Here is a 14464-nt window from a genome sequence, read left to right as displayed (position 1 = left end):
CCCATTATCTTCCTCGTAATGGGAAAAACAGTGGATTAAGATCAGCCAGCGATTTCTGCCTGAAGGTCATCCAGTAATTCCTGAACGTCGCCGCCAAGAAGAGCATTCTGCTCTACGTTGATAACGCCCTGTTTTACATCTGCCCATTCTGCTTTCGCTGTTGGATAGAATTTACAGCTGTCTAAGATATCAATCCAGCTTGCCATATCTTCGTTAGCTGCTGCGAGAGCCTCGCCGCCGGACTTGGTTGCCGGAAGGAATCCCTCCATGTCAACCCACTCTGTATAACGGGCATCATCATAGAAATAATCAAAGAATGTGGAGATAGCAGCTTTCTCATCATCTGAGTAGTCGTTATCGAAGCACATGAAGCGGTCCATAACACCTGCAGATACAGACTCGCCTGTATTGGAAGGAATGGAAGCAACGCCGTAGTTTACTTCATTTCCGCCTGTAGCAATGTAGGTAGGTAAGCTGTTCGGTGCGATGAGCATAGCAACCTTACCTGCGCCGAACATATCCTGCAGATCGTAACGGGTATCGTTAGCAGGATCGGTGTTTGTGTAACCGGAATTTACAAGATCGATTGCGTACTGGATTGCTTCAACGTTCTGCTCACTGTTCAGTGTCCAGTTACCTTCATCGTCAACAAATCCGCCGCCGTTGTTCCAGGTGTAGTATGCGAATGCTGCCTGACCTTCGTCAGTAGTCATATCGATACCCCATGGATAAATGCTGTCATCATAAGCCTTAAGAGCTTCACAAGCAGCTTTCAGCTCATCCCATGTAGTAGGAACTTCTACGCCTGCTGCATCAAGGATGTCTTTGTTATAGTACATAGCACGTGCAGATGCAAGATCCGGGATAGCCCATACAGTTCCGTCTACTTCAGACTGTGCAAGGAATGCATCGTACATCTTGCTGTAGGTCTCTTCAGAAACAACGTCCTGGATCGGAAGAAGGAGATCATCTGCCTGATAATCTGCGAATACGTCGATATTCAGGACATCAGGAGCTTCGCCATTGGCGATACGGGTATTTACTACGGTGTAGATATCGTTCCAGGAAACAACCTCTACGTTCAGGTTAATGTCCGGGTTTGCTTCATTAAATTCTGTCACGAAGTTCGCCCACCAGTCAGCAGTCTGCTGGCCATACTGTGCAGCAATGACGTTTATGTCTACTTTGTCTGCGGCGGATGCGGTGACCGGAGCCATGGAGAGAGCCATTGATAAAGCTGCGCCTGTTGCTAAAACCTGTTTCATTTTCATAAGTATTACCTCCCTTTAGATACGAGTTGAGGCATTCCATAGATACATCCTTGTACCAAATGGAGTGCCTCTCTGTAGAAAATAGCATACAACAAAAACAGTCAGATGTCAACAGAAATTGGTGAAAAAAACAATGAAAAATATCAAAAACAAAGAAAAACACAACGAAATACACAAAAGAAAAAACAAAAAACCACAAAAGCCATGGAAAAAATGTAGAGAGCAGAATAAAATAACAGATAAGTTATAAAATAATATACAAAATACGAGAAGTATGGTACGAAATCATACAAATCAGGATTTCTTTGATCACGAAGAAATTACGATAACCAGAACGTGTTTGAAAAATCATTCCCGCAATCTGCACGCCCCACGTTGTGGGAGATTTTGTAGAAAGTCTTTTTCAAACACGCTCTGGTTCGTGACAGGTAAGCAGGATTTGGTTAAAATGTGGTTTGACATTTCAGGGGCGGATATTATACAATCATATTTAATCGAAAAAAATTCAGGAAAGGAGTATGCGGCAGTCAAAAAGAACTGAGAGGGTAAGCCCTGATGGCATGCACTGCTGCAGAACATAAAATGGAAGAATTATACGCTGCAATTGAGAAAAAAATCAAAGCTTCCGGTTATCCGCGTGAGATTTCCGGTGCAGATGTGTATGATGATATCTGCGACCAGATCGAGGGAAAAGAGAACGGAAGCTATATTCTGCTGTCCAAGTTTGAGGATGATGTAATCTTTGAGTATCATATCACGGTAATGGATGATGATTTTAATCTCGGGGTTCTTACCATGCGTACGCCTGAGGGAGTATTTGAGACCGATTTTGATGAATAAAAGAACTATTCAGACACGCTCTGGCAGAAGAGTTTGCCATACGAAATATCCTGTAAGGTAAGAAATCAGGAAGAGTCTGGATTAAGAAATACCAAAATACAATATTAAGAAATACATAGAAAGTGTGCATAGAATGAAAGTATTGGAAATTATTTTGCCCGTACTGGTGATGATTCTTCTGGGCATGGCCTGCAAGCGGCTGAAACTGCTGGATCAGAATGGAATTAACAATATGAAGCTTCTGGTGACCCAGATCATGCTTCCTGTGGCAATTTTCCATGCCCTTGCTACGTCAGAATATAATAAAGAAACCGGAATTCTGGTTGGAATCATGTTTGTAATGCTGGTTGTTTCCTTTAGCATCGGTTTTTTACTCCGCCCGCTTATGCCGGCAGAGCGTTACCAGAAATATCTGCCCTTTATGGTCAGTGTATACGAAGGCGGTTCCATGGCCTATCCTTTATATACCAGCCTTTGCGGAGCGGAGAATCTTTCCCAGATCGCTGTGCTGGATATTGCAGGTCTTCTGTTTGGCTTTAGTGTCTATATGGGAATGCTCGGACAGGTGGAAAACGGGGAAAAGATCGATCCGGGAAAACTGTTTTCCAGTGCAATACGTACACCGGCGTTTATTGCAAGTGTGCTGGGAATCATTGCCGGACTTACCGGTGTGGTGCAGAAGCTTCTTGCCGGACCGTTTGCAGGTACCTATACAAGTGTGGAGAACATTCTCACCACTTCCATAACCTCAGTTATTCTGCTGGTGGTAGGATTCAGCATTGAATTTGATAAGAAACTTCTTTCCCCATGTATCAGGACCATTGTACTTCGTATTCTTCTTCAGGCAGTCATGATCGGGGGAGTGCTGCTGGCAATACATTACATAGTGGGGGATCATCTGCTTTTGAACCTTGCAGTGATCAGCTACATGTCCGCTCCAGCCACATTCAGTATGCAGACCTTCCTGAAGAGTGAGGATGGAAGCGCTTATGTTTCCACCACCAATTCTCTGTATTGCCTGATATCCATACTGGTGTATGTGGTCATGGCATTTGTAGTTTATTGATGCAGAAAAAGAAAGCTTCAGACAGTATCATTTCTGATATTGTTCTGCAGCTTTCTTTTTTTGTTGGATTCGGGGAAAATATACCGCAAAGTGGGGCGTGCAGATTGCGGGAATGATTTTTTCGACACGTTCCAGAGCGTGTCTGCATGAAACCTCTCTGCTTTGGTTATGGATGGGAAACGGCTGTTTTCTGTATGCGCAGCATAATTTTTGCAGTAAAAACACCATTTTCATAAGTGAAGCTGCTGTCTCCTCCGTTTTTTTCTGCAATGTGGCGGACAGACTGGATTCCCACTCCGTTTCCGGGACGCTTGGACGACTGGAAAATATGATTTTTCTCCTGTATTTTTCCTTCAAAGGTATTTTCCACCTGGATCAGGAGAAGGTGCTTATGATGAAGGTAAACCTCTGCATGGATTCTCCTGTTGGAAGACTTTGCTTTCAGACTGGCTTCCAGAGCATTTTCCAGAAGGTTGGAGAGAACCAAGCACATATCAATCTGGTCTATGGAAATGTGGGCTGGCAGATCGGCCTTTGCCCGGAAAGGAATGTTCTCCCGTTTTGCCAGAGCGGCATAATGGCTGATCACGCTGTCAGCCGCCTGGTTTTCACAAAAATGCAGGTCGTAGTCTGGAATTTTACTGTTTGCATTGGAAAGGTATTCTTTTATTTTTTCCAGATCTCCCTTTTCCGCAAGGGAAGAAAGCTGCAAAAAGTGATGGCGGATATCGTGTCGTGCCTGCCTTGCCTCCTCTATGGCAGAGCAAAGGTTCTCATATCGTGCCTGCTGAAGGGAGAGAAAATGATTTTCCTGCTGAAGCCTTGCATTTTTATTCAGGCTGTTGGCCATCATAAGAAACATTGTGTAAAACAGCATGAGAATTACAAGAAGCATCAGGCTGATCACAATGTAGCCCTGCAAAATACGTCCAGTATACAGAGTTCCCTCATATTTGGGAATCATAAAGAGATTCAGACCTATAAAAATCAGTGGCAGTATCCAGAAAACATACCAGGTCTGGGCTAAATTTTCGTCATCGATCATAGTGCGGGCTGCATGGGAGGCCGGGTACCAGGCGGCAGCAACGAACAGCAGACATATTACATTGTAAAAAATACCGGCACTGGTGTGAAACCAGATCTCTGTTTCCGGAAGTCCAAGTCTTTCTGCCACAATGGCATTCACTGCTCTGGAAAGGCTGTTTACACAGGCAAAGACCCCACATACTGCCAGAAAAATGCTGCCGGATTTCCAGATAGAGATAGTCAGGCTTTTGTGATAGATCAGCATCAGTACCAGCAGAGTGGGAAAAAGCACTGAGCTGGTAGGAATGTTAAGAAAGTAACAAAATCCTCCTTCCAGGAGACAGATTCCTGCCAGAAGAGGTGCAAGCCATGCAGCCAGTCTGCCGGGCGGTTGTTTCAGATAGGTCTGTACCGGCAGATAGGCAAGGAACAGACCGGAAATCATTACCGTAAGCTCCAGAACAGGTCTTAATATAGTATTCATATTCAATGTCCCCTTTGAAACAGAAAATCCATAAAAGTCTGTCTTGCATTTTTGACCAGCTTCCGGCTGACGGAAATCCGGGTTTCATCGTCCAGGATAAACAGGGCTCCATCAAAATCAACAGCATGCTCCAGATTGATCACAACGCCTCTGCTGCAAAGATAAAATCTTGGATCCATTTTTAGGGATGTAGTAAAGGCTTCGAAGGACTGGCGGGTGATCAGCTCTTTGCCGCCAGTGGTGTGAATATGGATCATATGGGAAAAATGTTCTGCGTATATAATATGTCGAAACGGAACCTGCACATTGCTTCCGTTTACTTTTATATCTATGTATTTTCCAGAATCCGGGATCCGGGAAAGAACCTCATCGATCAGGTCTGAAATCTCATTTTCGGGATATGGCTTCACAAGGTAGTGCATGGCACGGACCTTGAACCCATCCAGAGCATGATCCGTAGAAGTGGTAGTAAAAATTAAAAGTGCATCTGAGTCAAATATCCGAAGCTCTCTGGCAGTCTCGATCCCATTTGCACCACTCATGTAGATGTCCAGAAAAACGACGGTGAAAGGACGTTCCTTTGCCGCAATAAGAAAATCTTCTCCATTTTCAAATTCAAATAAATTTACGTGAATCCCACGTCTGGAAAGCTGTTTCGTCAGTACGTCTGCGAGCTTGTCACGCTCTTCTTTAATGTCATCAACAATTGCAATTCTCATAATGGTTTCCTTTGTTTTGTGATAGGTTTATTATAATACCATTCGTGCCATTTTCCAACACTTCGTGACAGAATTATTGAAATAGGATGTGGTTTAATTATAATAAACCTATGACTATTAAATCTGGTACCATTTAATTTCGTTTGCATCCATATGAAGCGGGAAGCTGCTGCCATCTCCTTTATAGACAACTGTATCCTGTGGCTCGTAAGTATTGTTTACGACACAGTACTTGCCATTCTTTACATAAGCGTGGACTTCTACATTATAATTGGTGGAATACCATCGGTTCAGTTCGTCCTCGGCAGATGCAGACCAGAGAACCGCACGGTAGAGTACACGGCTGTTTCTGAAGCTGTATGGAAGTCCGCTGATGTAAACACCGCGGCCTTTTCCAAAGGTTTTTACTGCCATCTGAACCTCATGGTCATTCTGGATCAGGATCTGGGTTTCCGGAAGCGCAAAAATATTCTTTTTGCCCTCACCGAAGTCCACATCACCTTCTACATCAGCCAGAATAAAGTGGTCTCTGTGTTCCTCCCAGTTGTATTTATCGGTATTTAAATTGAAGCCTCTTTCTTCTTCCACACCCAGTACATCATCCAGCTGGAAGAATTTTCCCTGCCACTGATGGGCTGCAGGCTCGCCAACTCCGATGAAACCGCCACCATTGTAAACGAACTCCTTTACAGCAGTAATAATGGTTTCATTTACCCAGTACTCGCCGCCGCTTTGCGCAGTATCCGCATCCCCTACATTGATCACAACATCAAATTTTTTCAGCAGATCCTTATCTGCCAGAATATCATCAAAACTGATAAAGGATACATCAAAGGGTGCACCGCTTAATGCCTCAATAATGCCAAAATAAGAGTAATTCTGTTTGTAATAGATTGCGTGATGTACCATATGATTGCCCCAGGAACGCATGCGGCCCCAGCAGTTTAACACAGCAACACGTTTCACGCAGTAAGGAGTCACACCCTGGATATTATCATAAAGGGTACGGAATTCCTGGCAGACCTCTTTAATATACTGGACAAAATCTGGGAACTGAAGAGCCAGCTTCAGATATCCGCCATAACCAATTCTCTGGATGGGGCTTCTGAGAATGGCACGCCTTGCAGTTACCCAGTTTACCTTCGCCTCTTTCACCGGGTCTCCACCTTCGTGGAAGGTGTCCGGGAAAAAGTATGGAAGAAATCGTCCTTCCGTGTATTTTACATTTTTAATATCGCTGAACAGACGCAGGGTTGCACCATTTCCCACACTTCCAACCACAGCATCAAGACCGATGGAAGCAAACTCATCCATAAATGGCTCCATGCCGATCCAGTGGTCACCCATGAACATCATGGCTTCTTTGCCATATTCATGGACAATGTCTACCATCTCCTTTGCAAGCTTCGCAACCTCGCGACGCTGGAATGCCTGGAAGTCCTTGAATTCCTTAGATGGAATGCGATAGGTATTGTTCATGTAGCCCTGGTCGATAATGTATTCCGGGCGGAATGGATAGCCGACCTCTTTTTCGAACTGCTCCAGCACATATGGACTGACAGATGCGGAATAACCGAACCAGTCCACATATTTTTCCCTTGCCAGCTCATCAAAGATCAGGGTGAACTGATGGAAAAAGGTGGTGAAGCGTACCACATCCACATACTGATGGGTGTCAAGGAATCTGCGGAGGCGCTCCAGGGAATGAGCTCTTGTTTTTGGCTGGCGCACATCAAATGTGATCTGCGGCTCTACATCTTTCCAGTCGTTTACCACTGCATTGTACATATGCACCGGATCCCACATAATATAAGCCAGGAAACTGACGGTATACTCATGGAACGGTTTTACAGGTGTAATTACCACATTTCCGCTCGCTTCTTCATAATGCCACTGACTTGCCGGAACCACTTCTCCTGTGGTGCGGTCGATCACTTCCCACCACTTTGTGATATCATCGCGTGTGTTCACCTTCAGCATATCCGGGTACAGGTGATCCATAAGGTGGATCTCCAGTTTGTCTGATGTTGCAGTGTGGAAAGAACTCATAATGTACATTTGCTGGATCTCATCCGGATTAGCCTTTGCCCAGGCATTGTCCTTTCGGGTGGTATAGTAGGTAGCGTAGATTTTCGCACCGGTGTCCTTCAGCTCCTGTGGGAATTCGGTTCCATCACAGTCACGGATGGCATCTGCGCCCCACTCATTCATAATATCCAGTGTTTCCTTTACCACATCCAGGTTGGTAGGAATGGTAACTCTGCCTTTTTTCTGTTCCATTTTGCGACCTCGCTTTTCTCTTTTTTATTTACAAAGGTTGTTAATATTGTTTGATGGTTGTTTTTCCTATAATATAAGAATACGTTTTTGACAGCTGTTTTTCAACAGAGTTGTTGCTATGGTTTTTAGAAATCTTGCTGTATTTTCCGTTTCATGGTACTCTAAGTGTGCGAGCTTTTTTCATTGCTGCTTGCAGACACTGTATTCGAAATATCGGGAGCTGACAGCGCAGACAACAAACTATAGTTTATGATACGTAAGGAGAATCTATGAGTACACGTTCCTTTTCTTTTTCCAATGATAATCCACTTTCTACAGAAGCAGTTCTGGTGAATGCCTCATCCTCCAGATACGAAGAGGACTGGCCCAGCATTCCTCATACCCATGCTTTTACGGAGCTTTTTTATGTTTCCAGAGGAAGCGGCGAATTTCTTATAGAAAATCAGCGCTTTTCCATTGCCAGGGATGATCTGGTCATTATCAATCCACATATCCTGCACACGGAAGCTTCTCAGAGCGCTGCGCCCCTTTCTTATTATACTGTAGGAGTGGATGGAATCAGTTTTTCTTTCCGGGATCAGAAGGAATTCCAGATTTTCAACTGCCGGAAGATTAATACAGATCTTTTGTTTTATTTTCACTCCCTTTTTCAGGAATTAGATGAAAAAAAAGAGGGTTATGAAGAGATTTGCAGACACACGCTTTCCATTCTTATTGCCCAGCTTCGCAGGATTACAGATTCCGGCTTTCAGCTGGTGCCTTCTTTTCATCCAAGTAAAGAGTGTGCACAGATCAAGCGCTATCTGGATTCTAACTATGGGGAGGACATCAATCTGGATCAGCTGGCTGCATTAAGTCATCTGAACAAGTATTATCTAAGCCACGAGTTTACCCGATATTATGGGATTTCTCCCATTAACTATCTGAACCGGCGCAGGATTGAGGTTTGCAAAAATCTTCTGGAAAATACAGATCACGATATTTCTGACATTGCCCATCTTGCAGGCTTTTCTTCCCAGAGCTATCTGGCGCAGAGTTTTCGGAAATCTTGCGGTATGACGGCTATGGAGTACAGACGAAGCAGGCGTGAATAAACAGAGATATTATTTCCGCGAGGCGTTTTTTGTGAACAAGGTTCACAGAAAACCCGAGAATTGCGGCACGAAATCATCCTGCGTCAATATAGCAGATACTTAATTTTCGATGTACTAGTCACGGAGTGACCAGTAACGTTTTGGCTAAAATGCCAAAAAACAGTTGAAGACACAAGTAAAAACTTGTATAATTACTATAGTAAAAAGTGAAATCATATTAAAATCATATACAGGAGGAAACTATTATGAAAGAAGTGAATGACAAAAAAGAGAGCATGAAGCCTATGAGTCAGGCAGCTGTTGAGCTGGATGATGAAGCGTTGGATCAGGTCAGCGGAGGCCTGAAGAGGCTGGACAGCGATTGGAAGCCGGAAATAACAGAGATTTGCAAGTTATGCGGCTCCACCAGAAACGTCCGTGGTGGTTTATGCCTGGCATGCAAAAACAAATGTTAACAGCAAAAGAAAGGATAAATTTAAAACGGTATTATGCTTTCACGAGAAAAAACAAAGACAGACGATCAAAGGCAGGATGTAAATGATTATCCGGTGAAAGAACAATATGTTTTAAGCAGATTATTGCCCGAGTATGTATCTTTATACCGGATAGATCTTAATTCCGGCAAATATGAAATACTGAGACTGGATGCGAATACCAATGCCAGGCAGCTGGCGGAGAAAGATCCCCATCCGCCTGAAAATTTTGATGAATATGTGAGAAGATATGCAGACAATTTTATTCTGGATGAAGAGAAAGAAGAGTTTATAGACTGGCATCTTTGCGCAAATATGAAAAGAAGGCTTTTACATGAAGAGAAGTTTACTTACCATTACCACAGTGTTTCAAAGGAAGGGAAAGATAGCTATTATGAAGCCTATGTAGTGAAGGGAAAGACAGATGATGAGACCTTTGATGCTTTTCTTGGATATCGCAATATAGACAGTATCCTTTACAAAGAAAAGGAAATCCAGGAGAAACTGCAAAAAGCATTGAATGAGGCCAGATTAGGAAATGAGATCATTTCCTCCATTGCCAGAACGTACCAATATATTTCCAGAATTGATATCCAGGCGGATTATTTTGAGGAAATTTCCAACAGGGATGTGGAGCATCTGAAATATATTCATTCAGGTACTCTGTCTGAAAACAACAAAAGAGTTTGCCGTGGACTGGTGGCAGAAGAGTATCAGGATGCTTTTGAAAAATTTACAGATATCTCTACACTGCCGGAACGAATGAAAGACGAAGAATCCGTCGTTATGGAATACCGGATGAAGGATGGAAGCTGGCATAGTCTGCGCTTTATTGAGAAGAAAAGGGATGAGACTGGCCGCCTGACCCATGTTCTTTGTGCGATTCGAAGTATCAGTGATGCGAAGAGAAGGGAGCAGACTCTTATATACCAGGTTGCAGAAGCAAAGAAGGATGCGGCGGTTAAAACCAGGTTTCTGTCTAATATGAGCCATGATATCCGAACTCCTATGAATGGGATCATAGGCATGGTTGAACTGGCAAACCGTTATCCCAATGACCCTGAAATACAACAAAAATGCAGGGATAAGATTATGGATTCCTCCAGATATCTGGTTTCCCTTGTAAACGATATACTGGATATGAATAAACTGGAGTCGGGAGATATTGTTGATCAGGAGCTTACTTTTGATCTGACAGAAATCCTGAGCAGGATCAACACAGAAAAGCAGCTTCAGGCAGCTGAGAAAAATATAGAATGCATTGTGGATTGGGAAAAATCAGAGCTAAGTCATATATTATTAACCGGAAATTCTGTTTATTTGGAACGGCTTCTGAATGCGATTTCTGATAATGCGGTGAAATTTACAGAACCAGGCGGAAGAATCCATGTATGGTGTAAAGAGAAGTTTGCAGATGAAAAGCGGGTAGTGTATGAATTTGGCTGTGCAGATAATGGTCCTGGTATGAGCCAGGAGTTTGTGGCACATGCGTTTGACCTTTTTGCCCAGGAGAAGGAAACCAGCCGGTCGAAATATGAAGGCACCGGACTGGGACTTCCCATTGCAAAGAAGCTGGCAGACAGAATGGGCGGCACGATCCGGATCGAAAGTAAAGAGGGAACCGGCACAACTGTGATCATGACAATTCCGTTCAAAATCGGAGAAGCAGAAAAAGCCCGGAAACTGGAAGATTTTGTAAAGGACCAGAATACGATTTCCCTTGAAGGTCTCCGGGCATTAGTAGTTGATGATAATGAGCTGAACAGGGAAATCGCCAGCTTTATCCTGGAAGATAACGGGCTTCTTGTGGATTGCGCCAAAGACGGACTGGAGGCAATTGGGAAATTTGAAAAGTCCGAGCCAGGGTATTATGACGTGATTTTAATGGATATCATGATGCCAAACTTAAACGGCTGGGATACTGCCCGGAGAATTCGTTCCATGAAAAGATCAGATGCAGAGCGCGTACCGGTTATTGCCATGAGTGCCAATGCATTTGCAGAAGACATTATAAACAGCCGGATATCTGGCATGGATGAGCATCTTACCAAACCCCTTGAACCGGCAAGGCTTGTAAATGTACTTAAGGATTGTATCTGGAGGAGAAAACATAAGCTGTAAACAGGCTGTTGATCAGTGGAGGAAGGATGCGTGCAATGAGCAACAGCTGCATCCTTGATCGTTGCAAAATCAGAAAAGAAGCTTGATATTGACAAATATATGAGTTAAAATCAGAAGACATAATTCGTTTATATTTTATTGGTTTATGTCAAAAAATTTGTCAGGAGAAAACAGATATGAGTAGTAAATCTAATACACAGGCAATGGAAACGGAAAAAATCCCACGTCTTTTGGCGCAGCTTGCAATTCCTGCTGTTGTGGCACAGATCATTAATCTTTTGTACAACATTGTAGACCGTATTTATATTGGACACATTCCCGGTGTTGGCGCGGCAGCATTAACCGGTGTGGGGTTATTTACGCCAATTCTTATGCTGATTAATGCCTTTGCCATGCTCGCAGGTTCAGGAGGTGCTCCCAGAGCTGCAATTTCCATGGGAAAAAAGGATAATGCGACAGCGGAAAAGATTCTTGGAAACTGTTTTTCGCTTCTTATTCTTATGGCTGTGGCCCTTACGGTGATTTTTTTCGCTTTCGCTCCACAGCTTCTGACAATGTTTGGTGCCAGTGATAAGACCCTTCCTTATGGAGTGTCATACGCAAGAATTTATATACTGGGAAGTATTTTTGTCCTGATCGTAATGGGAATGAATCCTTTTATCACCACACAGGGATTTGCAAAGATCAGTATGATGACTACTGTGATCGGTGCGGTGATCAACATTATTCTGGATCCTGTTTTTATTTTTGTATTTGACCTGGGCGTAAGCGGTGCTGCAATTGCTACTGTTTTGAGTCAGGCTGTTGGTGCTATCTGGATTCTTCGTTTCCTGTCAGGAAAAAAGACCATTCTCCATCTCAGGAAAGAGAATTTCAAATTACAAAAAAATATTATTTTACCATGCCTGGGGCTTGGAATATCCACTTTTGTCATGTTGTCCACAGAAAGTATTCTGTCCATCAGTTTCACCTCCAGCCTTTCAAGATATGGCGGAGATCTTGCGGTTGGAGCCATGACTATTATCACAAGTGTCAGCCAGCTTGCAACCTTACCGCTGCAGGGAATATGCCAGGGCGGACAGCCGATCATGAGTTATAATTTCGGTGCCGGCAATAAAGAGCGTGTTAAAAAAGCATTTTTTACGCAGTTTACAGTCTGCACGGTTTTTACCGGCTGCTTCTGGCTGATCATGCTTCTGTTTCCCAGGCTCTTTGCAGGTATTTTCTCTAATGATACGGATCTGATCACGTATACCGCATGGGCACTGAGAATCTATATGGCAGGTATTTTTTCACTGGGATTTCAGGTTTCCTGTCAGCAGAGCTTTATGGCACTGGGACAGGCGAAAGTCAGTCTGCTGCTTGCATGCTTAAGAAAACTGATCCTGTTGATTCCGCTGATCTTTATTCTGCCGCTTTTCATTCAGAATAAGGTATTTGCCGTTTTTCTGGCTGAACCAATCAGCGATATACTGGCAGCAATCATTACAACTTCAACTTTCTTCAGACGATTTGATAAAATACTGGATAGAAGATAAGAATAAAAGCCATTTGGTTGGATATGTTTCTGACTGAATGGCTTATTTTTTTGCTACGGCAACCGAATTCAGGCTGAATATGGCGGAAACACATCTTTATACAATCTTAATACAGAATCAGATACTCTTATACCATCTTTAAAGGCAATTATATATAATGGGTGCAACAAAAAAGTAATCATTCGTAAGGAGTTTTGATCATTTATGCCGGAAAAATCATATAAGAAAAAACATCTGACATCTTTTCAGCTAATAATTCTGGGATTTGCAGGAGTGATCCTTTTGGGAAGCATTCTTTTAATGCTTCCATTTTCATCTGTAGATAGAATACCAACTCCGTTTCATGAGGCTCTTTTTACAGCCACTTCGGCGGTATGTGTAACCGGGCTTGTAGTAAAGGATACCGGAAGCTACTGGTCTCTGGCAGGACAGACGATTATTCTTATACTCATACAAATAGGCGGTCTGGGAGTGGTAACGGTGGCTGCATCTGTTTCCCTTCTTTCCGGTAAAAAAATATCCCTTATGCAGAGAAGTACCATGCAGGATGCGATTTCCGCGCCTAAGGTTGGCGGAATCGTCAGATTGACAAGGTTTATTTTAAAGGGGACATTTTTGATTGAAGCTGCAGGGGCAGTGTTACTGCTGCCGGTTTTTTTATGGGATTACAAGGGAAAGGGAATCTGGCTGTCAGTCTTTCATTCTATTTCCGCTTTTTGTAATGCAGGATTTGATATTCTGGGAACATCTGCAAATCCTTTTCCCTCTCTGACCGGGTATTCTGCAAATGTTCTTGTAAATGTAGTGATTATGCTTCTGATCATCATAGGGGGAATCGGTTTTCTCACCTGGGACGATATTTATACCAACAAAATGAAGTTTAAACGTTATCGCATGCAAAGCAAGATTATCCTTGTGACTACTGCATGCTTGATTTTAATTCCGATCATTTTTTTCTTCACCTGTGATTTGAAAAATCTATCCGCAGGGAATCGCTTATTAGCTGCGGCGTTCCAATCGGTAACTACAAGAACTGCCGGATTTAACACGATTGATATTTCAAAGATGAGTGAAGCCTCAAAAGCTGTTATGATATTGTTAATGCTGATTGGCGGTTCACCTGGTTCTACAGCTGGTGGAATGAAAACCACAACGTTTACAGTTCTTTTGTTAAATGCAATTGCCACATTCCGAAGCCAGGAAAATGCAGGGGCTTTTGGCAGGAGGCTGGAATACCATGTGATAAAAAATGCGGCGACAATAGCCATGCTTTATTTTACGTTATTTTTTTGCGGCGGACTTGCAATCAGTGTATATGAAGAGCTTCCTCTTTTAGACTGCCTGTATGAAGCTGCTTCAGCTGTGGGAACAGTAGGACTCACACTGGGAATTACACCGAAGCTTCATATGTTTTCGCAAATTGTGCTGATTATACTGATGTATCTGGGGCGTGTAGGTGGTCTGACTCTGATTTATGCGGTGCTTTCAAGAAGAAACAGGGGAAATGCAAAACTGCCTCTGGAGAAAATAACAGTTGGATAAGAAGGAGAAA

The 14464-nt window shown here is 43.2% G+C and carries 12 protein-coding genes and 2 pseudogenes; 8 read left to right on the top strand and 6 right to left on the bottom strand.

What is annotated here, in order from left to right:
- Positions 1-41 precede the first annotated feature (41 nt).
- Together AB5642_RS01345 and AB5642_RS01340 are read right to left on the bottom strand one after the other, a co-directional pair.
- On the bottom strand, positions 42-1271 hold the full coding sequence (locus AB5642_RS01345) for an ABC transporter substrate-binding protein (RefSeq protein WP_226815019.1): 1230 nt from the start codon (positions 1269-1271) through the stop codon (positions 42-44).
- Positions 1272-1515: 244 nt separating this feature from the next.
- Positions 1516-1662 (bottom strand): annotated as a pseudogene (locus AB5642_RS01340) (DUF6783 domain-containing protein); the annotation flags it as partial.
- A 191-nt stretch (positions 1663-1853) separates the two neighbouring features.
- On the opposite strand from AB5642_RS01340, the gene AB5642_RS01335 reads away from it, so the two are divergent.
- Both AB5642_RS01335 and AB5642_RS01330 read left to right on the top strand, forming a co-directional pair.
- Positions 1854-2111, top strand: coding sequence for a hypothetical protein (locus tag AB5642_RS01335; protein ID WP_148462016.1), 258 nt, complete (start codon positions 1854-1856; stop codon positions 2109-2111).
- 133 nt (positions 2112-2244) lie between these two features.
- Positions 2245-3177, top strand: coding sequence for an AEC family transporter (locus tag AB5642_RS01330; protein ID WP_173717774.1), 933 nt, complete (start codon positions 2245-2247; stop codon positions 3175-3177).
- Here the strand turns inward: AB5642_RS01330 and AB5642_RS01325 are convergent.
- A complete protein-coding gene (locus AB5642_RS01325) occupies positions 3155-3280 on the bottom strand; it encodes a hypothetical protein (RefSeq protein WP_368356999.1) in 126 nt (41 codons plus the stop codon). The genes AB5642_RS01330 and AB5642_RS01325 overlap by 23 nt on opposite strands.
- Here AB5642_RS01325 and AB5642_RS01320 point away from each other — a divergent pair.
- Positions 3245-3319: pseudogene (locus AB5642_RS01320) on the top strand (DUF6783 domain-containing protein); the annotation flags it as partial. The gene AB5642_RS01325 and the pseudogene AB5642_RS01320 overlap by 36 nt on opposite strands.
- Positions 3320-3343: 24 nt before the next feature.
- On the opposite strand, the gene AB5642_RS01315 reads toward AB5642_RS01320, so the two are convergent.
- From AB5642_RS01315 to gnpA, 3 genes are all read right to left on the bottom strand, one after another.
- A complete protein-coding gene (locus AB5642_RS01315; protein WP_173769053.1) occupies positions 3344-4687 on the bottom strand; it encodes a sensor histidine kinase in 1344 nt (447 codons plus the stop codon).
- 2 nt (positions 4688-4689) lie between these two features.
- Positions 4690-5406: a LytTR family DNA-binding domain-containing protein gene (locus tag AB5642_RS01310; RefSeq protein ID WP_173717776.1), complete on the bottom strand. Its 717-nt coding sequence runs from the start codon at positions 5404-5406 to the stop codon at positions 4690-4692.
- Between the two features lie 117 nt (positions 5407-5523).
- Positions 5524-7686 (bottom strand): 1,3-beta-galactosyl-N-acetylhexosamine phosphorylase, encoded by a 2163-nt coding sequence (gene gnpA / locus AB5642_RS01305; RefSeq protein ID WP_173769052.1) that lies wholly within the window; start codon positions 7684-7686, stop codon positions 5524-5526.
- Between the two features lie 269 nt (positions 7687-7955).
- Between gnpA and AB5642_RS01300 the strand changes: the two genes are divergently transcribed.
- The 5 genes from AB5642_RS01300 to AB5642_RS01280 all read left to right on the top strand — a co-directional run bounded on the left by AB5642_RS01300 (position 7956) and on the right by AB5642_RS01280 (position 14454).
- The gene (locus tag AB5642_RS01300; RefSeq protein WP_368371416.1) at positions 7956-8780 is read left to right on the top strand and encodes an AraC family transcriptional regulator; all 825 of its coding nucleotides are present in this window, start codon (positions 7956-7958) and stop codon (positions 8778-8780) included.
- A 245-nt stretch (positions 8781-9025) separates the two neighbouring features.
- Positions 9026-9235 (top strand): hypothetical protein, encoded by a 210-nt coding sequence (locus tag AB5642_RS01295; RefSeq protein ID WP_173716001.1) that lies wholly within the window; start codon positions 9026-9028, stop codon positions 9233-9235.
- 33 nt (positions 9236-9268) lie between these two features.
- Positions 9269-11374, top strand: a complete 2106-nt coding sequence (locus AB5642_RS01290; protein WP_173735584.1) for an ATP-binding protein — start codon at positions 9269-9271, stop codon at positions 11372-11374.
- Between the two features lie 176 nt (positions 11375-11550).
- Positions 11551-12912: an MATE family efflux transporter gene (locus AB5642_RS01285; protein WP_173735585.1), complete on the top strand. Its 1362-nt coding sequence runs from the start codon at positions 11551-11553 to the stop codon at positions 12910-12912.
- Between the two features lie 204 nt (positions 12913-13116).
- The gene (locus tag AB5642_RS01280) at positions 13117-14454 is read left to right on the top strand and encodes a TrkH family potassium uptake protein (RefSeq protein ID WP_173735586.1); all 1338 of its coding nucleotides are present in this window, start codon (positions 13117-13119) and stop codon (positions 14452-14454) included.
- The last annotated feature ends 10 nt before the right edge of the window (positions 14455-14464 follow it).

The organism is Ruminococcus sp. 1001136sp1_2201st1_G3_2201SCRN_220225 (assembly GCF_040924365.1).
GTDB lineage: Bacteria > Bacillota > Clostridia > Lachnospirales > Lachnospiraceae > Blautia_A > Blautia_A faecis.
This window is presented reverse-complemented; position numbering and strand designations above follow the sequence as displayed.